Below are 25,715 nucleotides of genomic sequence, written 5' to 3'. Positions count from 1 at the left end.
ATCGCAGCCTTTTGCAGTTCCCGGGGGAGCTGCAAAAGGCTGCGATCTTTTCGCGACGACCCGCATTGAAGGGGTCGCCTCAGGAATCAGGCCTGACGCTGGTGCTTGTCGATCTGCTCGTGACGCTCTTGAGCTTCGATGCAGTACTTGGTGGTCGGGCTGATCAGCAGGCGTTTCAGGCCGATCGGCTCGCCGCTGTCGTCGCACCAGCCAAAGCTGTCTTCCTTGATACGCTCAAGGGCCTGCTCGAGTTGCGGCAGCATGCGCTGGTCGCGATCGATCGCGTTTACCAGCCAGGTGCGCTCTTCTTCCACCGATGCGGCGTCCGCCGGGTCAGCCGGGGTGTCCAGGCTTTCGATGGCAATACGGTTCTGCTCAATGCGCTCATGGGTTTCGACTTTCATGTTCTGCAACAGCTCTTGAAAGAAAGCGTGTTGCTCGGCATTCATGTAGTCATCTGCCGGCATGGCCAGCAACTTGTCCTTTGTCATTGATATCTCTATAAAAAACGTGCATTAAGGCGAATTAGGGAGCGTTCCGGCGAACCGCCTGCGGTCATCGGAAAGGCATCGTTTATTGCAAACGCCACCCGGCACTCAATTTACGAAGGGGCGGCAGTCTAAGGCCCGTTTGAGGCCTCAGCAACTGTAAATACCGGGAATTTGTCCGACAAGGCCCGGAAACTGCTCTGACACAGGCTTCACAGCGCTCATCGGAGTGCGTTTATAGCAAGAAATTCAGTCGAGCGGCTGTATATAGAAGACAAACGTCGGACGAGCGGCGCTTTGTCGCATTTTTCCCGTCTTGCAACCTTACCGTTCCGCATTCAGCGACATTGGCACTGATCTCGAGTCAGGCTAACGATGAGATAAGCCGGAGCAAATCCGGACCCAGGATTGAGAAGGTCTCGCCGACCTGGCGCAGCAGATCGGCAATGACCCATCACTCATTCAAACTCGACGTTGATCGTTTTTTTCAATGGATAGGTTGTGATGCTCGGTTTTTCGACGACGTTTCCCGACTCCTTAAGCACTTCAATGTCGATGTTGATGCCCGAATAGCCTATGGCCACTGGATACTCGAATACTTGACGCAATGTCAGACTTGACGCGGTGGATTTCACGACCGACCCAGTGACACCAGGCATTGCGGGGGTAATAGCCTCCACACGTTTACGGATATCGGCATTGATCTGCGCCAGCTCTGCCTGTTTCTGGTTAATCGCTGCTTGATTGGCCGCAGGCGCGTCTGCTTTCTTGGCCCCCACATCACCGGCCTTTGGAACAACCGCTGCCTTGGCGGCGGCTGCAGGCTTCGCCGCTGCCGTGCCATCGCCGCCGCCATCTGCGTCAGCTGCCGCACCACTGTCTTTTGACGGTGGAGACTTCAGGCCGCGTAACTGAGCTTCCACCGCAGTTTTTCGCTCATCCAGATCAGTCAGCGCTCGCGTGACGGCTGACAGTTGTGCACCACTGCTGTCGGTCGAGGAAATAACCACATCCATTGATCGGGCCAGATAAACCTGAGTCACCAGAACAAGCACAGCGGTTGTGTCTTTGTCGTCACCCTTGACCTCGTTTTTCAAGGAAATGACCGCGCTCTCCAATTGTTTGTAATTGTCGGCCTTGTATTTGTTCATGTGCGTATTGGCTGCCAGCAGCGCATCTCGATATCCCACGCCATAGGTTTCCGCCAATGGCACAGAGTACGCTACCGAATAGGACGATTTTTTTGCACCACTGAACAGTGCACCAATCGCACTGTTCGAAACCCCCAGCCCCAATTCATATTCCCCCAGAGAAGCAAACGTAAAGGCCGGGAACGCAACGAGTGAATTTATTCGGGTTCGCGTTTTCGGCACGAGTAGTGCCGGAACGCCCGTCGGGACCACCAGCCCGGACTTGTCCTCCGGTGTCTTGGCAGGCGAAATATGAGGAGCAAACTTAATCAGTTCGTTGTCGAGGTTCATTCGATCAAACCAAACCGAACTCATGTAGTAGTTCGCGGTTTTCATCTTGGTGCCGGCGTTGGCAGCCCGAACAACATAAATGTCACCGACTTCAAAGTTTCCACGGGGTGGAAAAATCGGTCGCAAATTCAACTGCTCCGTATTGGTCACCCACTCCTGAACCACAATCCCTTTCTCCGGCCGGTTGCTGCAAGCCACTAGACCAATGCACAAAACGCCCACCGTCACTCGCTGATAGTTGTTCATCCCATTTTCCCCTGCCTGGTTTCTCTCCTCCCGTCACGCCTTTATCCAGCGCACAGGTCACCGCCTTAACGATCGAGGGGTCTTGGACTACAAGGGAGTAATACAAACGAGTACTGAGTCAGAGGGCCTGAACTCGCTTAACTTTTCCATCCCTGGTCGGTGCTGGCACTTTGACTATAGATCCGGCAAAGACCTCCGCAAGGGCCGTCCCGGCCTTTATTTTCGGGTGTTTCATCGGTGATACGCTCAGCAACGACCGTCGGCCCGTTGTCACGAGGTAGTCAGCCCACAGACTTTGCCGCTACATTCGTCACCCACATCACCAGATCGTCGCCTCCAGGGAAGTGCACATGAAACTGATCGGAATGCTCGACTCACCGTATGTCCGCCGCGTGGCGATCTCCGCCAAGTGCCTGGGTATTGAACTGGAACACGACCCGGTATCGGTGTTTCGCCATTTCGAGCGCTTCCAGCAGATCAACCCGGTGGTCAAGGCCCCGACTTTGGTGCTCGATGACGGCGAAGTACTGATCGACTCGACCCTGATCCTCGACTACCTCGAATCCCTGTCCGGCAAAACCCTGCTGCCCGCTGACCTGTCGCAACGGGTCAAAGCCCTGCGCCTGATCGGCCTCGGCCTCGCCGCCTGCGAAAAAGCCGTGCAGCTCTACTACGAACGCAACCTGCGCCCGACCGACATCCAGTACCAGCCGTGGGTCGAACGCGTCGAAGGCCAACTCGCCGCCGCCTTCACCGCCCTCGAACACGAACTCGAAAAACACCTGCTGCCCACCGACGGCCCCCTCCAACAGGACGGCATCACCCTCGCCGTCGCCTGGAGCTTCACCGGCCTCGTCGTCCCCGACCAGATCGACGCGGATCGCTTCCCGCGCATCGCCCAATACACCGCGTACGCCGAAAGTACCCAAGCGTTCATCAGCACCCCGATGACCTGACCATGAGCACCACCGAAACCGCCGCCCCGGCCCTCAAAGAAATCTTCAACGCCGAACGCCTGCAACACATCGCCACAGAAATGAGCGCCGTGTACCCGGCGTTCAAGGCCAAAGCATTTCTCAAACACGCCCATAACGGCCTCGCCGATCTCTCCGTCATGCAACGCATGGCCCGCGTCAGCGAAAGCCTGCATCACGTGCTCCCGCTGGATTACGCAGATTCCCTCGACGTACTACGCGAACTTGCCCCACGCCTGAACAGCGGCTTCGTCAGCATGTGCCTTCCGCACTACGTCGCGAGCTACGGCACGCACGCGTTCGATACATCGATGGACGCCCTGAAGTACTTCACCACCTTCGGCTCCTCCGAATTCGCCATCCGCCACTTCCTGCGCAGCGACCTGGAACGCTCGCTGGAACTGATGCACGACTGGACCCGAGACGAAAACCACCACGTCCGAAGACTTGCCAGCGAAGGCAGCCGCCCTCGTCTGCCGTGGTCGTTTCGACTGGAATCGGTGCAGGCTGATCCGCTGTTGGCTGCCGGGATTCTCGACCGGTTGAAGGCGGATGAGAGTTTGTATGTGCGCAAGTCCGTGGCGAATCATTTGAATGACGTGACGAAAGAACATCCGGAGTGGGTGCTGGATACGGTTGAGGGGTGGTCGCTGGAGAACAAGCAAACGGCGTGGATTGCCAAGCATGCGTTGCGGAGTTTGATCAAACAGGGGGATTTGCGGGCGCTAGCAGTTATAGGCGCAGGGGCGAAGGCTGAGGTTGAGTTGCTGGATGTGAAGGTGGAACCGGCGATTGTGCGGCTTGGGGAGACGATTACCTTGTCGTTTACGGTGAAGTCGTTGGTGCCAGTGGAGCAGCGGTTGGTGATTGATTATGCGATTGACTATGTGAAGGCGAATGGCGGGACATCGGCCAAGGTTTTCAAGTTGAAGATGTTGGAGTTGGCGGGGTTTGGGAGTGAGGTTGTTGCGCGGCGGCAGGTGATTAAGGATTTCACTACGCGGAAGCACTATGCGGGGATACATGCGGTGCATGTGGTGGTTAATGGGGAGCGGTTGGGGAGTACAGCGGTTGATATCAACTGCTGACGAACTGTAAGTTCCTCTCTGACGTTGCTCTCGGACGCCAACAAAGTAAAAAGAGGACCTGGCCATGAAGCTTGAACAAACAATCGATTGCTTTTTTAAATATGCGATTGAACAGAGAAATCCGTACAACAGCTTCCCGCTCACTACTGAAGCCGATGAGTTTGGCGGGCCATATATTGAAATTTCCGACTCAGGAAAACTGGCTATCGTTGCGCGAGATCGCGGTTATGAAGTGTTGAGAAAAGAGACAACATCACCAGAGGAGCTGGCTAAATTGGTGTATGAAATGTTCAACAAGAGATAAACCTGCAAATTTTTTCGTTATTCCGTTTGATCCAGCTGGACGCCTTCAACTTTTCGCAACCTTTCAAACAGGGACGAAATTACTTTCTGACTGATTTTTACCAGAAGTATCTACAGACGCTTGGCAATCCCTCCAGCCGGCTTCAGGCGGGAAGGAATGTCAAACTTTCAAGATCGATCTCGGTTCAACACCCTATATCCCCCTGGTAAAGCGAAACCCTGGACACTCCCAGCTCGGATTGTAAGAGCTCGACTAGCGTTCTGAGCTTTTTATTTTTAGACATCGATGTCGGGCGCACTACCGTTGCCTGTCCGGGTTCGTCATCGTAAATCCTGATCAGAAACATGTCCTCTTCGCTCTGTATTTCATAGTTATAACCACGATACTCATACCCGAGGTCGTGGTCGACGTCATCAAAGCGAGTAGCTTTTATTATCTTCAAAGTGGCATCCAGTATTCGATCACTGTAGAAGGATCGTTTCAAAAAAAACATGCAAAAAACAGGACGCATCTATTTATCAAGAGATCCGTCCTATCTTCTTCGACTCACCCCCGTTTTCCAAGAATTACCAACTGCCATAAGGAATGCCGAATTTTTCGATATAACGCTTGGATTTTTCACTGACCGGATAGGCGTAACGTCCCTGGTTTTTGCCTTGGCTTGGACCCAGCGGTTCAATCTCAGCTTGCGCCCTAGCCACTTTGACCGGGTGATGACAAGAGTCCCTAACCCACACTTGCACAACTCCGCCCGGCGCCAACCCCAGATAAACTGAAGAAATATAGGTCGCCGTTTCCTCCGGCGTTTTCGCGCATCGCTGGTTGACAGATGTCAGCATCAACTGCCTGGCTTCTTCCGGTATATCAACCCAAACACGATAGGTCTGAGGCTCCACAATAGATTGCCAACGAACAAAGATACGCTTGGGAAGATCGGCCCCTACCACTGCTTTTGCAGAGCCGCCTACGCCATGCCAACCTCGGGCTGACTCTGTGCCATCCTCTGGTTGCCCGCCCGAGGCGGATCCCCCGCCGGTGCGTAGGAACGTTTTTCCTTTGATGTCTTCCACCGAAGTATCTTCCACCCAAACCTTCATGTAGTGAGGCTCTGTGAAACCCAGCTCCCACCATGGGGATTTTGGGTCGTTTTTCGCTGAAAGCGGGTCTGCGGAACAACCGGTCGTGAGCAGTGTGCACAGCAGGGTTACAAGTAGCTTCATTACCAAAGCGTCCAGTCAGGTACGTGCGGGTGTTTTACTCGAATTGCATCTGACGTGGGAGCGTTGATGTAAACCGCTTTCACGCCACTTCCATCCCTTCGGCCAAGTGGGTGGTTCCAGTTGGCTGACGTATGAATGTACTTGAGTTTGAGGATTTGCTCCTCTTGTGGGGTGGTGCTGTAGTCGCCAGAGACAAAACGATCACACAAAGCTTGAAGCTCCGCAGGAATAGAAAACTCGGGAGTCTCAGGAATATCGTTGAAGCGAACTCCCTTGGCTTTCGCCTGTTGATGCATCACGCGTAAACACACTCTGGAAAGCATCCCGCTCACAGGGCGTTTGAGCTGAACGGCGGCATAGACGCGCTTGATCTGTGGACTAGATCGATCCTGTGGACTATTCGGCATAAGGAGTGGCGGTGGCGTGACGATTTCCAGCATTTCTGAAGGCCAGCCATTGGCGAGCCACTGATTTTTCACAGTTAAAGCATCTTGATAAATCGAGGTGGTTACGACATCAGTGTTAAGCGACACCTCAAGCGTCTGCATCGGGCTGACGAGTACGCACTCATCCGCTTCCTCGAGGTAGCCCCCACCAATATCGGAATGAACACCGGGCAAAATAATCTCCTGGTGATCTGGCGTTACACAGCTGAGGGCGAAATTTCCCCTGCACTCATCACGCGCGACCAATTGGAGGACATCAGTGAAATAGCGTTGATCCAGATAAAGCTTGATACCTGTTGCAACGGGGCTTTTGATGTTGCCCAAATTGGACCAGCCAGCAATGGAAGGAACGGTATCGAACAGGCCTATAAATCCCATATTGATATCGCTTTCATATTGATCGCTGAAAGTCGAACTCAAGGAAGCTGCGTTATTTCGAAGGATCTCTCCTAAAGGACCCTGTTTGCCGCGCACGACTTCATTTGCAAAATGCCGAGCGGCTGCCGCACCACGGCTGAAGCCGAAGGTGTCGAATGTCAGGGAGACAATTTCACAGCCCGGATTTTCGTCCAGCGCCTCCTTGATCCGCTGCTTGATCAATACGAACGAAGATTGAACACGACCGGCAACTCCGGTTTCGCCACGCCCAGTACCAGCTCCCAAGGTGCTGTCTTTTTCACCTGAAAGGGTGCCGATCCCTTCGACATACACCATGCGAAAAGCACGTTTTCGCGTGCCCTCACCTTCGGCTGCCTCAGGCGTGTCATACAGCTCACTCAGCTTTTTGATATTGCTGACATCATTGCCATAACTACTATCCGGATCACTCATATACGGCTTGCAGCTTGCATCGATATCTTTAGCCGCTATCGGATGATGAGCACCACACAGAAGTCCGGCCGCAGCGTTATTGGCATTATTCCCCGTCCCATCGAAGAACACTCCGATCCGCAGGGCTATGCCGATTTTTTCACGTGCCGATGCAGGTTCCTTCCCGTGCTTCTCATACTCAGCCCAATGCTGGGCATGAATATCGACGGGGTCGGTTCCTTTGTTGCGATAGTTTTTAGGCGGGTTGGGAATGTAGCCACTCAATCCTTGATTCCTTCTTCTGATCCTTGAAGAACGGGCCGAAGGGTGACAGCGGAAATCGGGGGACGCAAGGCGTGGCCGCGTGCCAGCACTTGGCGCTCTTTCTCCCTGCCTGCAATGGTGGCGCCGAGCCACGAATGATATGGTTCAGCCTCAAAACCAGGGACGACACCTCGTGCACAAACAATGTCTGGCAACAGCAGTCACCTTCGCCATCAGTTTTTCCGCCCTTGCCTCTCCCGTACCGCAGGAAGAGCTCGAAGAGTGCCAACGAATAGAAAACTCGGCCAAACAGGTCATGAAAACCAGGCAGCAAGGCGTGCCCATGGCTTCGGTGTTGGAATTGGCCGAAGCGGCAGGTAAGCAGAACGAGTACGTGGGTGAGGTGTTCAAGTCGTTGATCCGCGAGGCGTACGAGATTCCTCAATACTCAAGCGAGAGCTTGCAGCAGAAAGCGATCAGCGATTTCCATTCCAATTTCTACAAGGCTTGCATCGTGACGGCGGAAAAGAGAGCAAACGCCAACGGTTGAGCTTAACGAACAAAAAAGGGAGCAGATTCAGGTAGTGAATCTGCTCCCTTTTTCTGAAGGGCTCCTGTTTCAGTTTCCGGGCCAAAGCCCCCCATCACCTTCACCCGCACTAACCCGCCCCCTCAATGTGATAAACCTGCGGCTCCTCCGAAAAATACTCCTCCAGCCCCAACATAAAGACCCTGTGATCCTCCCCCGCCTCAAACTCCGCATGAGCCTCAAGCGATTCCCACCGCACGATCAAATTGAACCGCTCCGGCGTTTCAATCCCCTGCGCAAGCATATGCCCGCCATACCCATTCGCGCGGCGGAGCAAAGGCGCGACCTCGGCAAATGCACGCCGGAACTCATCAACACGTTCTGCGTGAACAGGCAACAAAGCGATCTCATAAATCATGACGCATCCCCCACAGAACCTGCCCGAAGCCCCGGCTCGACCGCAATCGCAATCTTCCCTTGAAGACCGTTATTGGGACTTTCCAACCGAGCATGGGCCAGCGGAATCTCCGCAAGCGAATACACCGCGCCAACATGTGGTCGCAGTTGACCGCGCTCCACCAGGGCACTCAATTCATCGAGCTTGCCGCGGTTCTGGCGGGTGAAGACGAAGTGATAGCTCGCGTTCTTGCCCCAGGCCTGAACGAGGTTTTGTGGTTTGGCGATGTCGACGATCGAGACCACGCGGCCAAGTTGTGCGAGGGCGTCGGGACTGCGCGAGAGTGTGTCGCCGCCGATGGTGTCGAATACCACGTCCACTCCGAGGCCATTGGTTTCTCGCAGGATGGCGTCGACGTAGTCGTCCTTTTCGTAGTCGATGATCACGTCGGCGCCCATGCGGCGGACGAACCCGGCGTTTGCTTCGCGCGCAGTGGTGAACACTTTGGCACCCATCGCTTTAGCGAGCTGGATGGCGACGTGTCCGACGCCTCCCGCGCCGCCGTGGATCAGAATGCTCTCCCCCACTCTGAGCGCCGCCCGCACGATCAGCGCTTCCCACGCCGTCCCGCCGACCAGGCTCAGGCTGGCCGCTTCGAGATGGCTCAGCGAGGAAGGTTTTTTGCCGATGATGCTGGCGGACGCCACGTGGTAATCGGCATAGCTGCCGGGGCCGTCAAAGATTTGCGGCGTGTACCAGACTTCGTCTCCGGGGGCGAAAGCCGTCACGCCGGGGCCGACGGCTTCGACTACGCCGGAGACGTCATGTCCGGTGATGGCCGGCAGTGGCACCAGGTCGGAATAGTCGCCGCGTCGGACTTGATAATCCAATGGATTGATCGAGGTGGCGTGTACCCGGACCAGCACTTGCCCCGCTTCCGGCACGGGTTTGGGCACGTCGCAGAGTGTGAACGATTCCGGGTTGCCAAATGATTCAAGCAGCATCGCTTTCATGGTGAATCCTCGTATCGACAATAAGGGATATCGAGATATCTCGATATAATGCGGTAAATTTTTTTACAGCTCTTTCCCTATGACCTCGGCCAAAGCGCTGATGTTGGCTTCATTGCGCTTGTAGTAGGTCCACTGACCGATGCGCCTGACTTCAACCAGGCCCACGCGCTGCAGCGTTGCAAGATAACCGGACACCGTTGACTGCGAGAGTCCGATGCCCTCTTGAATACTGCTCACACACACGCCCACCGTGTGAACGTCGCCCTCGTCCTGCGGGGGGAAGTTCTTTACGGGGTCTTTCAAGCCTTTCAGGATTTCAAGCCGTACCGGGTTTGAGAGTGCTTTGAATACTTCGATCAGGTCCATGCCGCGAGAATATCGAGATTATTCGATATGTCAATACGCTGATTGACCAGCGGAAAACAGAACGGTCTGCCGACACCCACGGCATCAGCAGACCGGACCTCATCGCAAAAAAACCTCAGTACGGATTACACCGCTGCGCCACCGCCGTCGCCTGATCCACATACGGCCGCGCCGGTTCAAGGTTCCACTCCGGCTTGTTCCTCACAGGCTTGCCATCAAACGTCGCTGCCAGATGACAGACCAGCTGCCGGCGCAATGACCCGCCGTTGACGCTGTACTGGCGCCATTGCTCGTCGTTTTTATGTTTGTTGTACAGCTCGGCAAACATGCGGTCGGTCTGGTCGTCTTTGATCGCGCGACCACAGGCGGTCGGCACGACTTCCAGAGACCAGGTTTTCGGCCCGAGTTTAGGGTCGTCACGCTGAACCCAGGTGCTGGACTCGATGTACTTCTCGCAGAACTGTTGCGCCGGTGGCGCTGCCGTCTGCATGCACGAGAACGTGGCCTTGGCGGTCGGGGTTCTCGGGAAGTCGATCTTGACGATGTTGCGATCCTTGCCGGTCTTGGCTTTGTAGTCGCGCTGGTTGGCCAGGGCATCGTTCAAGCCCCGTGAGTCGCTGTAGAAAAACGCCAGGATCGGCAATTCATCGGTTTTCGGGTTGCCCAGGCGCAGCTCGGTCTGGGTCTGGAACTCACGGGTGTTGATGACGCGCCGGGCGCCCATGAAGTTCTGGAACGCGTTGACCCGATCCTGGCTGCTCATCGGATTGCGCATGTTGAAGCCGCATTGCAGCTGATCCTGCTGGCGGTTGTTGTTGAACTTGGTGAAGTGCGCGACCCACGCGTTGACGTTGGTGATCGGCGGCGCCATGGCCTGGCAGACCGCTTCGGTCGGGCTGGTGTTCTTGTTGTTGCCGCAGCCGCGATCGTCGCGAAAATCGGTCCAGGCATCGTTGGGAAATGCGCAGTAAACATGCACCGGATTTTCCGGATCGCGCACCATATCGACCGGGGTGATGATGTACCCGTTCTGGGTGCTCATGCCGGGGTCTTCGTAGCTGATACCATCAGCCCGCATGTAGGAGGCGGCAAACGTGCCCAGTTCGACCGCTTTGGGGCTTGGGTTCCACACATCCCACTTCTGCCCTTTCGCCGGGTCGGCCCGGTGCGTGCCCCGGATCAACAGACCCGAGCAGTCCGACGCCGGATCTCCTCCGCAACTGGCAACAGTTTTGTTGTACAAGCTTTCAACGCGTTTGAGGGTTTCTTCACAGGACTCGGCACTGGCCGAGGTCGCGTGCAGAAACAATGGAACCGCGAGTAACGGGACGATCCTGTTCCAGCGCTCTTTCATGACGTGTTTCTCCCTGATGGTGCTTCTGACCTTCCCTGCTCAACCCGATGCGACGTCCTGCTGCATCGGGCGGGCTTAACGCGAAACCGGGTTGCAACCTGCCGAGCGGGTCTCGTTGTCCGAAAGCGCAGGCCGGAAGGGTTCAAGATTCCATGGCGTCTTGGCGCGGTAATTCACCAGTACGCAGTTCAATTGCTGACGCATGCTGCCGACGGATTTCTCGTTGTCGCGCCAGTTGCCATCGGCGCCTCTGAGGGCAAATAACTGCTGGTACAAGACGTCGATCTGTTCGTTGGGCAAGGCACGTCCGGCGGCGGTCGGCACGACGCTCAAGGTCCATTCATCCTGACGGGTGCCCGGGTCGTAGCGTTTGACCCAGTCGGCAGATGCGATGTATTGCGGTGCCTTCACCGGCAGCGGATTACAACCGGCCTTCGCCGCTTCCTGAGGGGTGACCACGGGACGGAACGGTTCCAGATTCCATTCGGTCTTGCCGGGGTAGTTCTGCACCAGGCAGCTCAATTGCTGACGCATGCTGCCGGCGGATTTTTCGTTGTCGCGCCACTGGCTGTCGGCACCGCGCAGCGCGAACAATTCCTTGTACAAAGCCTCCTGATCGCTGGCCTGAATCGCCTTGCCCTGAGCGGTGGGCGTGACGTTCAGGGTCCACTCGTTCTTGCCCGTGCCGGGGTCGTGGCGTTCGACCCAGTTGGCCGAAACAATGTAGCGAGGCACCGGAGCCGGCGTGGTTTGCCCGTTGCCAGCGGCTGTCAGATCAATCGCCTGATCCGCCGCAACGTAGCTGAAACGCTGCTCCGGCGGCTTGGTGAAGTCCAGCCGCAGGACCGGCACGCTGTACCCCTGAGCCTGGAGTTTCTTCTGGAAGTTGCGCGCGCTGTTCAAGCCGTTTTCCGGTTTCGGCGGCGCCTGATCGCCGCGGGTGGCGAAGTTCTGCGTGCTGTTGACGTTGTAGATGAAGGCGTCGATGTACTTCATGTTCTCGCTGCCGTCGTTAGTCGACGAAGCGTTCTTCAACATGAATTCGTTGACCTGCGCACTGAAGGCGAAGGGGTCTTTGTTGGTGGTGTTCACCCGCGATTCGTGGACGCGGATCATCGCATTCCAGTCGCTGGGCTTTTCCGCGTTCCAGGAACACTGGCCGTACTGGATCGGCCCTTTCATCAACCCGGTGTACTTGTTGGTCCACTGCTCGGCGGTGGTCACGCCGGCTTCCGCGCAGGTGCCATAGGCCAGCGCGGCGTTCTTGTTGTTCATCGTTCCCTGAGCGGCGCGCGGCGGTTCGCGACTGTCGAAAAAGCCGCAGCCATACCACTTGCGCTCGGGCCCGGTGCCGCCATCGAAGGCGTAGATACAGGTGAAGCCTTGCTCCTTGACCGGCAATTGCAGCGCCGCCGCATCAGTGGGATTGCGCAGGATGAAACCGGCCGGGTGAATGAGGATCCGGGTGCTCAGATCCTTGCGGATCCACGAGTAGGACGTCGCGCCGATCTTGATCGCGTAAGGGCTGTAGTCCCACGGGTTGAACGGCCCGTCGTTGACCATTCGCAGCGTCACCCCGCTGCAGTAATAGAGCCCGCGAGCAGCACCGGTGTCGGGCTCCTGACAGGCATCCTTGAGGGTGTTGTAGTTGCGGTTGATGCGGTTCAGGGTTTCCAGCGGATCGAGGGGTGGCTGGGCCGCCATGGCGCTGAATGCCAAGGGTAGAAACAGGCCCAGAATAAAAGGCGAACGAACGGCTGCGCGCATAACCGACACTCCTTGTCGTGCGAGATGACACTTCCATGAAGGGCAGCGTAGTTAGCTCAATCCATACGGTCAAACCGCTGACCGAAACGTTATGAAAATGTCCTCACTTCTTGAACACTTAACTCAACACCGAACTCACCGCTGACGCGACGGCAGCATGCGCAGCAGCGTGTTGTCCCGCACCCAATAGTGATGAAACAGTCCCGCCGCCGCGTGCAGGCCGATCAGCCAATAGCCCGTACTACCCAGCAGTTCATGCCAATACTTGATCTGTTTGGCCATGTCCGGATCGACCGCCACCGGCGCCGGTAAATGAAAGCCGAAGTACGGAAAGGGTTTGTCGCCGGCGGCGAGCATCAGCCAGGCCAGCACCGGTGTGACGATCATCAGCACATACAGGGCCAAGTGCATCAGGTGAGCGATTGCGGTCTGCCAGGCAGGAGGTTTCGGGGTAATCGGTGGACGCGGCGACAGGCGTCCGAGGAGGCGGACCCATACCATGACGAAGATGCTCGCGCCAAACACCCCGTGCAACCCCATTAACAGGCCTCGCGCTTCGCTGCCTTTGGGCATGAAGCCTTTGATTTCAACGCAAGCGTATACGCCGACGAACAACGCCAGCATCAGCCAGTGCAATGTGATCGACAGTTTTCCATAACGGGGTGCGGCCATGTCGTGGGTCATAGGTGCCTCGTGATTGTTGTGAGCGACGGCCGACTCGTTCGGCCGTTTCGATCCGGTTGCCGGGCGAACCGACGGCGTTACCCTGCCCTGAAAGTCTTAAGACAGTCTGAAGATCAACGGTTTCGTTAACCTTTTTTCACCTTCAGACTTCGTTAAGAAATGGTCCGGATACTCCACTCAAACCTATTGAGGGAGGCGTTCAGCCCATGCCCGATTCTGACTGGAACATCCCCCTGCCCCTGCACTTCGGCCATGCCGAAACACTGATGCGATTGTCCAGCTCGCTGCCGGGCGACGCTCAGCGGGCACCGTTCGAAGCGTTCATTCAACAGCGTTTTCGCAAGGCCCATGGCGCCGATATTCGTCATTTCATGCCCGAACTGTTTGGCGTGCACAACGACTCCGGCGACCTGTGCGCGGTGGCCGGCGTACGCCGCGCGCATCTTGAATCGCTGTTTCTCGAACGCTACCTGGATGAGCCGATCGAGCCGTTGATCAGCGCGGCGGCCGACCGTCCGGTGGATCGTGGCGGCATTGTCGAGGTCGGCAACCTTGCTGCCAGCGACACCGGCAGCGCGCGCCTGAGCATCATTGCAATCACTTACCTGCTGGCCATGGGCGGTCTGGAGTGGGTGACATTCACCGGCAATATCGGGCTGGTCAACAGCTTCCATCGCCTGGGTCTGAAACCGGTGACGCTGTGCACCGCTGACCCGGAACGGCTGGGCGATGACCGTCACCACTGGGGCAGTTACTACGAAAGCAAACCCTGGGTACATGTCGGCAATATCCGCGCCGGCTTTATCCATCTGCGCAACATCGGTCTGTTCAGCCGGCTGGGATTGCCGACATCCGTTGAGGGAGCCTGCCATGTCGCTTGAACGTCAACGATTTCAGGAAACCCTGCGCAGCCACGCGGGGCGCAATGACAACGCCCTGGCGTTGTGGGGGGACTCGCTGAAAATCAGCTACACGACGCTGTACGCCGAAGTGATGTACCGCCAGCAGCGCTTGCGCGATGAAAACGTGAAGGTTATTGCCCTGGCACTGGAAAACGGCGTCGAGGCCATACTCTGGGATCTGGCGGCGTTGTTTGAAGGCTTGGCCTGCGTGACGCTGCCGCCCTTTTTCAGCTCCGCGCAGCGAGCCCATTGTCTGGAACAAAGCCAGGCCGAACGGGTGATCGCTGAACCGGAGTTGGAGAGCGAACTGCTCGCCGCCGGTTATGAACAACGCGGTGAATTCTGGTGCCGCGCTTTTGAAGGCCCGAACCGCCTGCCGGCCGGCACTGCCAAACTGACGTTTACTTCCGGCACCACCGGTACACCGAAGGGCGTGTGCCTGAGCGCGGACAGTCTGCTGCGGGTCGCTCGGGAGCTGGAAGAATCCAGCAAACCCACAGCCCCTCAACATCACGTGGCGTTGCTGCCGCTGGCGATCCTGCTGGAAAACCTTGGCTGTTACGCGGCCCTGTACGCCGGCGCGACGTTGAGCGTGCCGAGCCAGAAAACCCTGGGCATCCAGGGCGCCAGCGGCGTCGACCTGCCGCGCTTGCTCGGCTGCCTGGCCCACCGGGCGCCCGAGAGTCTGATCCTGGTGCCGCAATTGCTTTTGCTGTTGGTCAGCGCTGCCGAACAGAAAGCCTTCGATCCGCAATCGCTGCGTTTTGCCGCCGTCGGTGGCGCACGGGTTTCCGAGGATCTGCTGCACCGCGCGCAACGGGTCGGCCTGCCGGTCTACGAAGGCTACGGCCTGTCCGAGTGCGCCTCGGTGGTCTGCCTCAACCGGCCCGGGGCTCGGCGTCCGGGCAGTGTCGGCCGGCCCCTGCCCCATCTCGACGTACGCCTTGCCGAAGACGGAGAGGTGTTGATCAAGGGCTCGACACTGATCGGTTACCTGGGCGAACCGGCATTCAGTGATGAATGGTGGCCCAGCGGTGATCTGGGCGAATTCGATCCGGAAGGTTTTCTCTACCTCAAGGGCCGCAAGAAGCATCAGTTCGTCACCAGCTTCGGGCGCAACGTCAACCCGGAATGGGTCGAGTCCGAACTGACCCAGCGCCATCACATCGCTCAGGCCTTTGTGTATGGCGAGGCCTTGCCACACAACCACGCCCTGCTCTGGCCACATCGCCCTGATTGCACCGATGCACAACTGGAAGCCGCCGTCGCCGCTACCAACGAGGTATTGCCCGATTACGCCCAAGTGCATCACTGGACGCGCCTCAAACAACCCTTCACCGCCGCCAATGGCCTGCTCACCGCCAACGGCCGCCCGCGCCGCGATGCGATCGTCGCGCAGTACCGCACCTTGCTCACTGAATCAGTCCTTTCCGAGGAATCGGCACCATGAGTTTTTTCGACACCCTGCAAGAAGCCACACAACAGGAACGCCACGAGTTGTTCAACCTGCCGGTGATTCTCGACGCGCTGCAAGGCAAGGTCAGCCTTGAAAGCTATCGCGCGTTTCTCGCCCAGGCCTACTACCACGTGCGCCACACCGTACCGCTGATGATGGCCTGTGGTGCGCGACTGCCGACGCACCTGGAATGGCTGCGCAAAGCCGTGTGCGAATACATCGAGGACGAATACGGTCATGAGCAATGGGTACTCGACGACATCGCCGCTTGTGGCGGTGATCGTGACGCGGTCCGGGACGGTCAGCCTTCGTTGCCGATCGAGCTGATGGTCAGTTTCCTCTACGACCTGATCGCCCGGGGCAACCCGGTGGGGTTGTTCGGCATGGTGAATGTGCTTGAAGGCACCAGCATCGCTTTGGCCACACACGCGGCAGGCAGCATTCGCGAACGACTGGCGCTGCCCGAAACGGCGTTCAGTTATCTCAGCTCCCACGGTTCGCTCGACATCGAGCACATGCACACCTATCGCCGGTTGATGAATCAGCTGGAAGATCCGGCCGATCAGGCGGCGGTGATTCATGCCTCGAAAGTCGTCTATCGGCTCTACACCGACATGTTCCGAAGCCTGCCCCGTGACACGGAGGTTCAACATGCAGCTGCATGAAGCCCGTGTGGTGCTGACCGGTGCCAGTGGTGGCATCGGACTGGCCATCACCCGTGCCCTGTGCGCCGCCGGTGCGCAAGTCCTGGCGGTGGCGCGACATCAGGAATCGCTGCGCCCGTTGCTCGATCTTTACCCACAGAATCTGTGCTGGGTCGCTGCCGACCTGACATTCCTCAGCGACCGGCGCAAGGTGCTGGCCGCCGCCGAGGCCATCGGCGGCATCAACCTGCTGATCAACGCCGCCGGGGTCAATCACTTCGCAATGCTGGAACAGCTCGACGACAGCGACATCAACGCCATGCTGGCGGTGAACATCAGTGCGCCGATCTGCCTGACCAAACTGTTGCTACCGCTGCTCAAGCAGGCCGACAGCGCCATGGTGGTCAATGTCGGCTCTACCTACGGTTCAATCGGCTATCCCGGTTATGCCAGTTATTGCGCAACCAAGTTTGCCTTGCGCGGATTTTCCGAGGCCTTGCGCCGGGAACTGGCGGACACCCGGGTCGGCGTGCTGTATGTCGCACCGCGCGCCACCCGCACCAGCATGAACAGTGCCGCTGCGCAGGCATTGAACGATGCACTCAAAGCCAGCGTCGACGATCCGCAGGCCGTCGCCGCCGCCGTGATCCATGCGATTGCCGGTGATCGCCGCGACCTCTATCTGGGCTGGCCGGAGCGCTTCTTCGTACGCCTCAACAGCCTGCTGCCCAATCTGGTGGATCGCGGTCTGCGCAAGCAATTGCCGTTGATCCGTCGCCTGAGTGAAAAACCTGAAAACGAGACGCCGAAACCATGAAAAAAATTCTCGCCTGTTTGCTGCTGGGCGCCCTCAGTCAAAGTGCCTGGGCGCTGGACGCTGCCGATCAACAACGCCTCAACAGCATCCAGCAGAGCTGGGCGCACATCCAGTACGAAACACCGGAAAAACAGCGCGCCGCTGCATTTGAACAGTTGGCCGTCCAGGCAACGCACTTCGCCACGGAACGTCCGGCCGTCGCCGAGGCCTGGATCTGGAAAGGCATCGTCACCAGCAGTTGGGCCGGTGCCGAGGGCGGGCTCGGGGCCCTGGGCAAAGCCAAGGACGCCAAAGCCGATCTGGAAAAATCCCTGACCCTCGACCCCAAGGCATTGCAGGGTTCGGCCTACACCAGCCTTGCCGCGCTGTACGACCGGGTACCGGGCTGGCCGATCGGTTTCGGCGACAGCGACAAAGCCGAACAACTGCTCAAACAGGCTTTGCAACTCAACCCCGACGGCATCGACAGCCTGTACTTCTGGGGCGACCACCTCTACCGTCAGAAACGCTACGCTGAAGCCAGGGCAGCGCTGCAAAAAGCCCAGCAGGCCGCTCCCCGTCCGGGCAGGGAAAGTGCGGACGCCGGGCGCCGCAAAGAGATCGCCGCGTTGCTGGTGGACGTGAACAAGAAACTCGACTGACAGGGGTTCGTGTGCGTTTATTACTGATCGAAGATGACGAGGCCCTTGGCGAGGGCATTCATCAGGCGCTGGGGCGCGAGGGCTACACCGTCGACTGGCTCAAGGACGGCAGCAGCGCCCTGCACGCCCTGCTCAGCGAGACCTTTGACCTGGCGGTGCTCGATCTCGGCCTGCCACGCATGGACGGTCTCGAAGTGTTACGCCGTCTGCGCGCCAGTGGCTCGAACCTGCCGGTGCTGATCCTCACCGCACGCGATGCCACGGAAGACCGCATCGCGGGACTGGACGCCGGCGCCGACGACTACCTGATCAAGCCCTTCGACCTGGCCGAGCTCAAGGCCCGCCTGCGCGCCCTGCTGCGACGCAGTGCCGGACGCGCGCAGATGCTGATCGAACACGCCGGCATCAGCCTCAACCCCGGCACCCAGCAAGTCAGCTATCTGGGCCAGCCGGTGATACTCACGCCCAAGGAATATCAGCTGCTGCATGAACTGTTGTCGCCACCCGGCCGGGTCATGACCCGCGATCACTTGACGCAACTGCTCTACGGCTGGAACGAAGAAGCCGAAAGCAACACCCTGGAAGTGCACATCCACCACCTGCGCAAGAAATTCTCCACCGACCTGATCCGCACCATCCGCGGTGTGGGTTATCTGGTGGAGGAGCGTCGATGACCTCGATCCGACGCCGTACCCTGACCCTGATCATCGGCCTGATGCTTGCCGGGCTGACAGTGCTCAGCCTGTTCAACCTGCACGACAGCAACCACGAAATCGCCGAAGTCTACGACGCGCAACTGGCGCAGAATGCGCGTCTGCTGCAAGGCGTGATGCGCATGCCGTTGCCGGGGCAGGAACACGCGGATCTGTATCGGGCGTTCAACTCGGCATTGGCTGAAGCTGTGCCAAAAGGTGACGGCCACCCCTACGAAAGAAAACTCGCCTTTCAGGTCTGGAATACCAAGGGCGAGGTCCTGGTGCATACCGCCAGCGCGCCCTCCTTCAGCACGCCGCCGATCCAGCCTGGCTTCAGCGACGTGGAGGATCTGAACAAGCGCCACTGGCGGGCCTTTATCCTGGAAGACAAACAGAACGGGCTGCGCATCTGGGTGGGCGAACGTGGCGACGTGCGAGCGGATCTGGTTGACCGGATCGTCCGCCACACACTATGGCCGAACGTGATCGGCAGCCTCGTCCTTGCCGCGATGATCTGGCTGGCCATCGGTTGGGGTCTCAAACCCTTGGCCAACATGGCCGCAACCCTGCGCGCCCGCCACAGTGGCTCCCTCGAACCGCTGCAATTGACACCCCTGCCCAGCGAGCTGGAACCGATGCAGGCCGCGCTCAACCGCATGCTCGCGCAGATCCAGGAAGTGCTGGGCCGTGAACGGCGCTTCATCGCCGACGCCGCCCACGAAATGCGCACGCCATTGGCGGTACTGCGTGTCCATGCGCAAAACCTGCTGGAGGCCGGCACTGAACAGGAGCGGCGCGAGTCACTCGAGTTTTTGATCGCCGGGGTGGATCGCACCAGCCGCCTGGTCAATCAGTTGCTGACCATGGCCCGCCTCGAACCAGAGGCCAAGGCGCCTGCCAACAAACGCATCGATCTCGGTGAAATCGTACGCAACAGTCTGGTGCAACTGACGCCGTGGCTGTTGAGCAAACATCTGGAACTGGCCTTCGACGTCAGCGCCCCCTCCTTCAATGCCCTCACCGATGCTGCCGCCATCGACATCGCCCTGAACAACCTGATCACCAACGCTGCCAATTTCTCTCCCGAACAGGGCGTGATCGGCGTGCAATTGACCCAGGCCGACGGCTTCTACCATTTGAGCGTTGAAGATCAGGGGCCGGGAATCGATGAAGCGGATCGAGCGCGGTTGTTCGAACGGTTCTACAGCCGGGGCAATCCCCAAGGTGCGGGGCTGGGGCTGACCATCGTCCATACCATCGCGACCCGTCTGGGCGGGCGAATCACACTGGAAAACCGGGTCGAGGGCGGTCTGAGGGCGACGCTGTCGATTCCCGCCGGTTGAACAAGTCTTGCGACCGTTGAGTCATGGCGCAACCATCGGTGGCGCCTTGCTGTGCAATGCCTTTGATTCGGTATTGGAGCGCGACACCGTCTCCGGCACCGCCACCCAAAGCAGCACCAGCGCCGCCATCGCTACCCCCGCCAAGGTCAGGAACGCAGCGCTGTATCCCGCCTCCTGAACCACAATCCCCGCAAGGCTGTTGCTCAGCGCAGCCCCCAGACCAAACACCGTCGAAATCGCCCCAAGGCTGACATTGAAATGCCCGGTGCCCAGCGTCAGGTCTTTCACCACCACCGGAAACAGCGCGCCGAAAATCCCCGCGCCGATGCCATCGAGCAACTGCACCGAAACCAGCCACCACGGATCGTTCGACAGCACATACAACACGCCGCGCAATGGCAGGATCAGGAACCCTGCCAGCAACAACGGCTTGCGTCCCCACAGATCCGCTTTCGCCCCCACCAGCAGTGCAACCGGGACCATCACCAGTTGCGCCGCGACGATGCAGGCGGACGTAAGCGGCGTGGCCATCTGCAGATTGGCCTGCGCCAGTTTCTGACTCACCAGCGGCAACATCGCCGCGTTTGCCAGATGAAACAGCGCGCAGCAAATCGCGAACATCAGCAGCGGTCTGTTGGTGAGCAACACGGAAAGCCCCGAAGGCTGCTTGCCCTGCCCCGTTTCGCTGGGCTCCAGACCTCGGGCGAGATCGTGGTCAATCGCGTCGGCCAATACGAACGAGACGGCAATCACACTGGCCAGCGCCATGACTGCCATCAGATAAAACACCGCGACCGGGCCGAACAGGTACGCGGACAAACCAGCCAACAACGCGGCGCAAGCGTTGCCGGCGTGGTTGAAGGTTTCGTTGCGCCCGGTTCTTCGCGTAAACGCGCGAGGCCCGGTAATGCCAAGGGTGATCGCGCAAATGGCTGGCGCGAAGATCGAAGCGGCGACGGCACTGATGGCTTGCGTCACCGCCACCAGGCTGAACGACGTCACGAACGGCAGCAGCAGACAGCTTCCGGTGACCACCAGCGCAGCAATCGCTATCAGCGCCCGTTTGAAGCGTGTGCTGTCGACCAGCGCGCCTGCCGGGGTCTGCGTGATGAGCGCAGCGATCCCGGCAATGGTCATGACCAGACCAATGCTCGCCGGCTCCCAGTGGTGAACCGCCAACAGGTAAATCGCCAAATAGGGACCGAGCCCGTCACGCACGTCGGCGAGGAAGAAATTCAGGCTGTCGAGGGACAGGTTATTGCGGCGATCGAGGTGAGTGGCCACGGGTAACGTCTTCATTGTCGAGGTTCTGCGAGATGACTCAACCTCCGCAAATCGAATGACCTTTTGCCTGGCGTTTTAGTTGCATGAAACAGCCGTCCGTTACTGCCCCATCAACAACTCGCGCTCGCCTTCACACAAACCCACGACGTAATCCCAAACCACCCGCAACCGCACCGACTTGTGCAACTCCCGCCGCGTACTGATCCAGTAACTGCGCTCGATGCTCTCATCCGGAAGCAGCGCCACCAGATCCGGATCCGACGCGGCCATGTAACAAGGCAGCACCGCAATCCCAAGCCCCGAGCGCGCCGCCTGTTGCTGGGCGATCACGCTGGTACTGTGAAACACCACCCGCGGATTGCGACAGAAGCTGTTGAGAAACATCAGCTCCTGACTGAACAGCAGATCATCGACATAACCGATCCACGCGTGCCGTCCAAGATCTTCGCGACTGCGCAGCGGCGGTGCGCTATCCAGATAGCTTTGGCTTGCATAAAGCGCAAGCCGGTAATCGGTGAGTTTGCGGGTGACCAGCATGTCCGCCGCCGGCCGTTCCAGGTGAATGCTGATTTCCGCCTCACGGTTGAGGATGCTGACGAAACGCGGCACAGCCACCAGTTCCACTTCCAGCCCCGGATAGCGCTCGAACAACCCGATCATGCGACTGGCGAGAAACATGATGCCCAGGCCTTCGGTGACACCAACGCGGATCTTGCCCAGCGGTGCCGTGGATTGGGTGATTTCTTCCTGGGCCAACAGCGCGACGTTTTCCATGGCTTCGGCATGTTTGAGCAGCGCCTCCCCCGCCGGGGTCATTTCGTAGCCTTGGGCGTGCTGGACGAACAGCGCGGTGCCGAGGCTTTTTTCGATGGCTTCGATATGCCGGGCGACGGTGGCGTGCGTGGTGTTCAGGCGGCGGGCAGCCGTGAGCAAGCGGCCGCTGCGTTGCAACTCGAGAAAGAACCGCAGGTCGTTCCAGTCGAACATGGCTTGTCCTTGTCGGCTATCGTCAGGAAGCGCTGTTTGAAAACGCACAGCGGCTGCGCAAAAACTAACATTCTTTTGACGAAAGCTAACAACTAGGATGACTGACAACAAAAACAATAAGCGAGGTCAGGGAATGCAGACTTCCCTCGATGAATTCGATTACATCGTGGTCGGCGCCGGGCCGGCCGGGTGTTTGCTGGCCAATCGACTGTCGGCGGATCCGCAGCAGCGCGTGCTGTTGCTGGAGGCCGGCGGGCGCGACAACTATCCGTGGATTCACATCCCCGTGGGTTACCTGTTCTGCATCGGCAACCCGCGCACCGACTGGTGCTTCAAGACTGAAGAGCAACCGGGCCTCAATGGCCGCGCGCTGAGTTATCCGCGCGGCAAGGTGCTGGGCGGCTGTTCGTCGATCAACGGCATGATCTACATGCGCGGCCAGGCCAACGACTATGACGGCTGGGCTGCCGAGGGCAATCCGGGCTGGGCCTGGAATGACGTGCTGCCGCTGTTCAAGCAGAGCGAAAACCACTTCGCCGGTGCGGCGGATTTTCATGGCGACAAGGGTGAGTGGCGAGTCGAACGCCAGCGCCTGTCGTGGCCGATTCTCGATGCGTTCCGCAGCGCTGCCGAGCAAAGCGGCATCGCCAGCATCGATGACTTCAACCAGGGCGACAACGAGGGTTGCGGTTACTTTCAGGTGAACCAGAAGGCCGGGGTGCGCTGGAATGCGGCGAAGGCGTTTCTGAAGCCGATTCGTGATCGGGCCAATCTCACGGTATTGACCGACGTCGAGGTGGATCGCGTTCTATTCGAAGACGGTCGCGCCTCGAAGGTCAGCGCCCGTTGGCAGGGTCAACAAAAGAGCTTCAAGGCGCGCAAGGAGATCGTGTTGTGCGCAGGCTCCGTGGGCTCGCCGAGCATTCTGCAACGCTCCGGAATCGGCCCGCGTCCGCTGCTGGAAAAGCTCGGCATCGGCGTGGTGCATGAGCTGCCGGGCGTCGGCGGCAACCTGCAGGACCACCTGCAACTGCGGCTGATCTACAAACTGGAAAACGCCCGCACCCTCAACCAGATCGCCGGCAGCGTGTGGGGCAAGATGGGCATGGGCCTGCGTTATCTGTATGACCGCAGCGGGCCGTTGTCGATGGCGCCGAGTCAGTTGGGCGCATTTGCCCGCTCCGGGCCGGAACAGACTTCGGCCAACCTCGAATATCACGTGCAGCCGCTGTCGCTGGAGCGCTTTGGTGAACCGCTGCACAGCTTCCCCGCGTTCACCGCGTCGGTGTGTGATTTACGGCCGCAGAGCCGGGGCCGGGTCGAGATCCGCTCAGCCGATCCGCAAGAAGCCCCGCTGATTCAACCCAATTACCTCAGCCATCCCGAAGACCTGCGCGTGGCCGCCGATGCGATTCGCCTGACCCGGCGTATCGTCAGCGCCCCGGCCCTGCAAGCCTTCAATCCGGTGGAATACCTGCCCGGCGCCAGCCTGCAGACCGAAGAGCAACTGCACGAAGCGGCGGCGAAGATCGGCACGACGATTTTCCACCCGGTCGGTACCTGTCGCATGGGTAACGACGCGGACGCGGTGGTCGATGCGCAATTGCGAGTGCACGGCGTGCCGGGGCTGCGGATTGCCGATGCGTCGATCATGCCGCGCATTACCTCGGGTAACACTTGTTCGCCTACGCTGATGATTGCTGAAAAAGCGGCACAGCTGATTCTCAACCCAACCGCCCGGAGTTTTCCCGCCGAAGAAAAAGCACTGACCGCACTCTCTTGACCAAAGGAACAGCGGCGCACGCCCAGAAGGCCGGCGCCGACAGTGGAAACAACAAAAACAATCACTGTGAGGGATACCGATATGTCAGAACACGTTCAGCCTCTGGACGCCGTGCGCAGCACGGACGCCAGCCCCGATACCCGAAAGGTCATCTTCGCCTCGTCCCTGGGGACGGTATTCGAGTGGTATGACTTCTTTCTTTACGGCGCCCTGGCGGCGGTCATCAGCAAACAGTTTTTCGCCGGGGTCAACGACACCACCGCGTTCATCTTCGCGCTGATGGCGTTTGCCGCAGGCTTCATCGTGCGGCCGTTCGGGGCGCTGGTGTTCGGTCGGTTGGGGGACATGATCGGGCGCAAATACACCTTCCTCGCGACCATCATCCTGATGGGTGTGGCGACATTCGCCGTGGGCTTGCTGCCGACTTACGCCAGCATCGGCATCGCCGCGCCGATCATTCTGGTGATACTGCGCATGCTGCAGGGCCTGGCCCTCGGCGGCGAATACGGCGGCGCTGCGACTTACGTGGCGGAACACGCGCCGATCGGCAAGCGCGGTTTCCACACCAGCTGGATTCAATCCACCGCGACCCTCGGTCTGCTGCTGTCGCTGCTGGTGGTGCTCGGCTGCCGCTACTTCACTGGCGATCAGTTCGAAGTCTGGGGCTGGCGTATTCCGTTCCTGCTGTCGATCGTGCTGCTGGGCATTTCCACCTGGATTCGCCTGAGCCTGCACGAGTCGCCGGCCTATCTGAAAATGAAAGAGGAAGGCAAGACCAGCAAGGCGCCGATCCGCGAATCCTTCGGTAAATGGGAAAACCTCAAGGTCGTGCTGATCGCGCTGTTCAGCATCAACGCCGGCCAGGCGGTGACCTTTTATGCGGCGCAGTTCTACGTGCTGTTCTTCCTCACCCAGTTCCTGAAAATGGACCCGGCGGTGGCCAACAGTCTGCTGATCATCAGCGTGGTGATCGGCGCGCCGTTCTTCATCATTTTCGGCTGGCTGTCGGACAAAGTCGGACGCAAACCGGTGCTGATGCTCGGCCTGCTGCTGGCCACGGCGCTGTACTTTCCGATCTTCAAATCCCTGGCCCACTACGCCAACCCGGCCATCGACCACGCCAGCCAGCAGGCACCGATCACCGTGGTGGCAGACCCGGCGACCTGCACCTTCCAGTTCGATCCGGTGGGCAAGGCCAAATTCGACAGCCCGTGCGACAAGGTCAAGACCTTCCTGGTCAAGCAGGGCCTGCCCTACTCCAGCGTCGCCGCTCCGGCGGGCAGCGCGGTGCAGGTGAGCGTCGGCGATGTGAAGCTCGACGGTTTCGACGAGGCGGCACTGCGCGGCGCCATCACCCTCGCCGGCTACCCGCAACAGGCTGACCTGCAGCAGATCAACAAACCGATGATCGTTGCCCTGATCGTCGGCCTGATCATCATCTCCGCCATGTGCTACGGCCCGCTCGCGGCGCTGATGGTCGAACTGTTCCCGACCCGCATCCGCTACACCTCGATGTCCCTGCCGTATCACATCGGCAACGGCTGGTTCGGCGGTTTCCTGCCGACCGTGTCGTTCGCGCTGGTGGTGTACACCGGGGATATTTTCTACGGGCTGTGGTACCCGGTGCTGATTACCGGGGTGAGCCTGGTGGTGGGAATGATCTGTCTGCGTGAGACGAAGAATATCGATCTGGACAAGAACTGATTGATCGGCGTGTGGCGGGGGCGCAATG

25 protein-coding genes are annotated in these 25,715 nt (G+C 58.9%); 13 read left to right on the top strand and 12 right to left on the bottom strand.

Annotated elements, in window-relative coordinates:
* Positions 1-86: 86 nt before the first annotated feature.
* Positions 87-491 carry a TraR/DksA C4-type zinc finger protein gene (locus tag K5E37_RS15305; RefSeq protein ID WP_039767046.1) on the bottom strand — a complete coding sequence of 135 codons (405 nt, stop codon included), beginning with the start codon at positions 489-491 and terminating at the stop codon, positions 87-89.
* A 455-nt stretch (positions 492-946) separates the two neighbouring features.
* Entirely contained in the window at positions 947-2,215 is a 1,269-nt protein-coding gene (locus K5E37_RS15300) for a hypothetical protein (RefSeq protein WP_221534328.1), read from the bottom strand.
* A gap of 350 nt (positions 2,216-2,565) precedes the next feature.
* Here K5E37_RS15300 and K5E37_RS15295 point away from each other — a divergent pair, with 350 nt between their 5' ends.
* The 3 genes from K5E37_RS15295 (at position 2,566) to K5E37_RS15285 (ending at position 4,581) form a co-directional block, all read left to right on the top strand.
* The gene (locus K5E37_RS15295; protein ID WP_221534326.1) at positions 2,566-3,171 is read left to right on the top strand and encodes a glutathione S-transferase; all 606 of its coding nucleotides are present in this window, start codon (positions 2,566-2,568) and stop codon (positions 3,169-3,171) included.
* Positions 3,172-3,173: 2 nt separating this feature from the next.
* Entirely contained in the window at positions 3,174-4,277 is a 1,104-nt protein-coding gene (locus K5E37_RS15290) for a DNA alkylation repair protein (RefSeq protein WP_221534324.1), read from the top strand.
* 64 nt (positions 4,278-4,341) lie between these two features.
* Entirely contained in the window at positions 4,342-4,581 is a 240-nt protein-coding gene (locus K5E37_RS15285) for a hypothetical protein (protein WP_085602893.1), read from the top strand.
* 566 nt (positions 4,582-5,147) lie between these two features.
* Here K5E37_RS15285 and K5E37_RS15280 read toward each other — a convergent pair.
* On the bottom strand, positions 5,148-5,801 hold the full coding sequence (locus K5E37_RS15280; protein WP_085602891.1) for a DUF2931 family protein: 654 nt from the start codon (positions 5,799-5,801) through the stop codon (positions 5,148-5,150).
* Complete coding sequence (locus tag K5E37_RS15275; RefSeq protein WP_221534322.1) at positions 5,801-7,342, bottom strand: DUF2235 domain-containing protein; 1,542 nt, start codon at positions 7,340-7,342, stop codon at positions 5,801-5,803. The genes K5E37_RS15280 and K5E37_RS15275 overlap by 1 nt, the downstream gene beginning before the upstream one ends.
* Before the next feature lie 172 nt (positions 7,343-7,514).
* Here K5E37_RS15275 and K5E37_RS15270 point away from each other — a divergent pair, with 172 nt between their 5' ends.
* Positions 7,515-7,871, top strand: a complete 357-nt coding sequence (locus K5E37_RS15270; RefSeq protein WP_221534320.1) for a hypothetical protein — start codon at positions 7,515-7,517, stop codon at positions 7,869-7,871.
* A gap of 109 nt (positions 7,872-7,980) precedes the next feature.
* On the opposite strand, the gene K5E37_RS15265 is transcribed toward K5E37_RS15270, so the two are convergent.
* From K5E37_RS15265 to K5E37_RS15240, 6 genes are all read right to left on the bottom strand, one after another.
* Positions 7,981-8,268 carry an antibiotic biosynthesis monooxygenase gene (locus tag K5E37_RS15265; protein ID WP_221534318.1) on the bottom strand — a complete coding sequence of 96 codons (288 nt, stop codon included), beginning with the start codon at positions 8,266-8,268 and terminating at the stop codon, positions 7,981-7,983.
* Positions 8,265-9,260 (bottom strand): zinc-dependent alcohol dehydrogenase family protein, encoded by a 996-nt coding sequence (locus tag K5E37_RS15260; RefSeq protein ID WP_221534317.1) that lies wholly within the window; start codon positions 9,258-9,260, stop codon positions 8,265-8,267. Before K5E37_RS15260 ends, K5E37_RS15265 begins: the two co-directional genes overlap by 4 nt.
* A gap of 63 nt (positions 9,261-9,323) precedes the next feature.
* Positions 9,324-9,626 (bottom strand): helix-turn-helix transcriptional regulator, encoded by a 303-nt coding sequence (locus tag K5E37_RS15255; RefSeq protein WP_007950555.1) that lies wholly within the window; start codon positions 9,624-9,626, stop codon positions 9,324-9,326.
* Positions 9,627-9,741: 115 nt separating this feature from the next.
* Positions 9,742-10,980: a DUF2599 domain-containing protein gene (locus K5E37_RS15250; RefSeq protein WP_221534315.1), complete on the bottom strand. Its 1,239-nt coding sequence runs from the start codon at positions 10,978-10,980 to the stop codon at positions 9,742-9,744.
* 75 nt (positions 10,981-11,055) lie between these two features.
* The gene (locus K5E37_RS15245) at positions 11,056-12,747 is read right to left on the bottom strand and encodes a DUF2599 domain-containing protein (protein WP_221534314.1); all 1,692 of its coding nucleotides are present in this window, start codon (positions 12,745-12,747) and stop codon (positions 11,056-11,058) included.
* A 135-nt stretch (positions 12,748-12,882) separates the two neighbouring features.
* Positions 12,883-13,431, bottom strand: a complete 549-nt coding sequence (locus K5E37_RS15240) for a cytochrome b (RefSeq protein ID WP_221534313.1) — start codon at positions 13,429-13,431, stop codon at positions 12,883-12,885.
* A gap of 206 nt (positions 13,432-13,637) precedes the next feature.
* Between K5E37_RS15240 and K5E37_RS15235 the strand changes: the two genes are divergently transcribed.
* From K5E37_RS15235 to K5E37_RS15205, 7 genes are read left to right on the top strand one after another with little or no spacing between them, the layout of a single operon-like run.
* Positions 13,638-14,312: a thermostable hemolysin gene (locus tag K5E37_RS15235; RefSeq protein WP_221534312.1), complete on the top strand. Its 675-nt coding sequence runs from the start codon at positions 13,638-13,640 to the stop codon at positions 14,310-14,312.
* Entirely contained in the window at positions 14,302-15,783 is a 1,482-nt protein-coding gene (locus K5E37_RS15230) for an AMP-binding protein (protein ID WP_221534311.1), read from the top strand. The genes K5E37_RS15235 and K5E37_RS15230 overlap by 11 nt, the downstream gene beginning before the upstream one ends.
* Positions 15,780-16,454: a TenA family transcriptional regulator gene (locus tag K5E37_RS15225; protein ID WP_221534310.1), complete on the top strand. Its 675-nt coding sequence runs from the start codon at positions 15,780-15,782 to the stop codon at positions 16,452-16,454. Before K5E37_RS15230 ends, K5E37_RS15225 begins: the two co-directional genes overlap by 4 nt.
* Positions 16,441-17,250 carry an SDR family oxidoreductase gene (locus tag K5E37_RS15220; protein ID WP_085602871.1) on the top strand — a complete coding sequence of 270 codons (810 nt, stop codon included), beginning with the start codon at positions 16,441-16,443 and terminating at the stop codon, positions 17,248-17,250. Before K5E37_RS15225 ends, K5E37_RS15220 begins: the two co-directional genes overlap by 14 nt.
* A complete protein-coding gene (locus tag K5E37_RS15215) occupies positions 17,247-17,891 on the top strand; it encodes a tetratricopeptide repeat protein (RefSeq protein ID WP_221534309.1) in 645 nt (214 codons plus the stop codon). Before K5E37_RS15220 ends, K5E37_RS15215 begins: the two co-directional genes overlap by 4 nt.
* A gap of 11 nt (positions 17,892-17,902) precedes the next feature.
* Positions 17,903-18,565: a response regulator gene (locus K5E37_RS15210; RefSeq protein WP_085602867.1), complete on the top strand. Its 663-nt coding sequence runs from the start codon at positions 17,903-17,905 to the stop codon at positions 18,563-18,565.
* Complete coding sequence (locus K5E37_RS15205) at positions 18,562-19,929, top strand: ATP-binding protein (protein WP_085602865.1); 1,368 nt, start codon at positions 18,562-18,564, stop codon at positions 19,927-19,929. The genes K5E37_RS15210 and K5E37_RS15205 overlap by 4 nt, the downstream gene beginning before the upstream one ends.
* A gap of 21 nt (positions 19,930-19,950) precedes the next feature.
* On the opposite strand, the gene K5E37_RS15200 is transcribed toward K5E37_RS15205, so the two are convergent.
* On the bottom strand, positions 19,951-21,213 hold the full coding sequence (locus tag K5E37_RS15200) for an MFS transporter (protein WP_221534371.1): 1,263 nt from the start codon (positions 21,211-21,213) through the stop codon (positions 19,951-19,953).
* Between the two features lie 99 nt (positions 21,214-21,312).
* The gene (locus K5E37_RS15195) at positions 21,313-22,200 is read right to left on the bottom strand and encodes a LysR family transcriptional regulator (RefSeq protein WP_221534307.1); all 888 of its coding nucleotides are present in this window, start codon (positions 22,198-22,200) and stop codon (positions 21,313-21,315) included.
* Positions 22,201-22,333: 133 nt separating this feature from the next.
* On the opposite strand from K5E37_RS15195, the gene K5E37_RS15190 reads away from it, so the two are divergent.
* Entirely contained in the window at positions 22,334-23,983 is a 1,650-nt protein-coding gene (locus tag K5E37_RS15190) for a GMC family oxidoreductase (RefSeq protein ID WP_221534305.1), read from the top strand.
* 81 nt (positions 23,984-24,064) lie between these two features.
* Entirely contained in the window at positions 24,065-25,687 is a 1,623-nt protein-coding gene (locus K5E37_RS15185; RefSeq protein WP_085602859.1) for an MFS transporter, read from the top strand.
* The last annotated feature ends 28 nt before the right edge of the window (positions 25,688-25,715 follow it).

Origin of the sequence: Pseudomonas sp. RIT778, from assembly GCF_019718735.1 — a bacterium.
Taxonomy (GTDB): Bacteria; Pseudomonadota; Gammaproteobacteria; order Pseudomonadales; family Pseudomonadaceae; genus Aquipseudomonas; species Aquipseudomonas aphyarum.
This window is presented reverse-complemented; position numbering and strand designations above follow the sequence as displayed.

Coding starts and splice junctions, on each gene's coding strand:
- K5E37_RS15305 (WP_039767046.1), bottom strand. CDS start 491: ATGACAAAGGACAAGTTGCTGGCCATGCCGGCAGATGACTACATGAAT.
- K5E37_RS15300 (WP_221534328.1), bottom strand. CDS start 2,215: ATGAACAACTATCAGCGAGTGACGGTGGGCGTTTTGTGCATTGGTCTA.
- K5E37_RS15295 (WP_221534326.1), top strand. CDS start 2,566: ATGAAACTGATCGGAATGCTCGACTCACCGTATGTCCGCCGCGTGGCG.
- K5E37_RS15290 (WP_221534324.1), top strand. CDS start 3,174: ATGAGCACCACCGAAACCGCCGCCCCGGCCCTCAAAGAAATCTTCAAC.
- K5E37_RS15285 (WP_085602893.1), top strand. CDS start 4,342: ATGAAGCTTGAACAAACAATCGATTGCTTTTTTAAATATGCGATTGAA.
- K5E37_RS15280 (WP_085602891.1), bottom strand. CDS start 5,801: ATGAAGCTACTTGTAACCCTGCTGTGCACACTGCTCACGACCGGTTGT.
- K5E37_RS15265 (WP_221534318.1), bottom strand. CDS start 8,268: ATGATTTATGAGATCGCTTTGTTGCCTGTTCACGCAGAACGTGTTGAT.
- K5E37_RS15260 (WP_221534317.1), bottom strand. CDS start 9,260: ATGAAAGCGATGCTGCTTGAATCATTTGGCAACCCGGAATCGTTCACA.
- K5E37_RS15255 (WP_007950555.1), bottom strand. CDS start 9,626: ATGGACCTGATCGAAGTATTCAAAGCACTCTCAAACCCGGTACGGCTT.
- K5E37_RS15250 (WP_221534315.1), bottom strand. CDS start 10,980: ATGAAAGAGCGCTGGAACAGGATCGTCCCGTTACTCGCGGTTCCATTG.
- K5E37_RS15245 (WP_221534314.1), bottom strand. CDS start 12,747: ATGCGCGCAGCCGTTCGTTCGCCTTTTATTCTGGGCCTGTTTCTACCC.
- K5E37_RS15240 (WP_221534313.1), bottom strand. CDS start 13,431: ATGACCCACGACATGGCCGCACCCCGTTATGGAAAACTGTCGATCACA.
- K5E37_RS15235 (WP_221534312.1), top strand. CDS start 13,638: ATGCCCGATTCTGACTGGAACATCCCCCTGCCCCTGCACTTCGGCCAT.
- K5E37_RS15230 (WP_221534311.1), top strand. CDS start 14,302: ATGTCGCTTGAACGTCAACGATTTCAGGAAACCCTGCGCAGCCACGCG.
- K5E37_RS15225 (WP_221534310.1), top strand. CDS start 15,780: ATGAGTTTTTTCGACACCCTGCAAGAAGCCACACAACAGGAACGCCAC.
- K5E37_RS15220 (WP_085602871.1), top strand. CDS start 16,441: ATGCAGCTGCATGAAGCCCGTGTGGTGCTGACCGGTGCCAGTGGTGGC.
- K5E37_RS15215 (WP_221534309.1), top strand. CDS start 17,247: ATGAAAAAAATTCTCGCCTGTTTGCTGCTGGGCGCCCTCAGTCAAAGT.
- K5E37_RS15205 (WP_085602865.1), top strand. CDS start 18,562: ATGACCTCGATCCGACGCCGTACCCTGACCCTGATCATCGGCCTGATG.
- K5E37_RS15195 (WP_221534307.1), bottom strand. CDS start 22,200: ATGTTCGACTGGAACGACCTGCGGTTCTTTCTCGAGTTGCAACGCAGC.
- K5E37_RS15190 (WP_221534305.1), top strand. CDS start 22,334: ATGCAGACTTCCCTCGATGAATTCGATTACATCGTGGTCGGCGCCGGG.
- K5E37_RS15185 (WP_085602859.1), top strand. CDS start 24,065: ATGTCAGAACACGTTCAGCCTCTGGACGCCGTGCGCAGCACGGACGCC.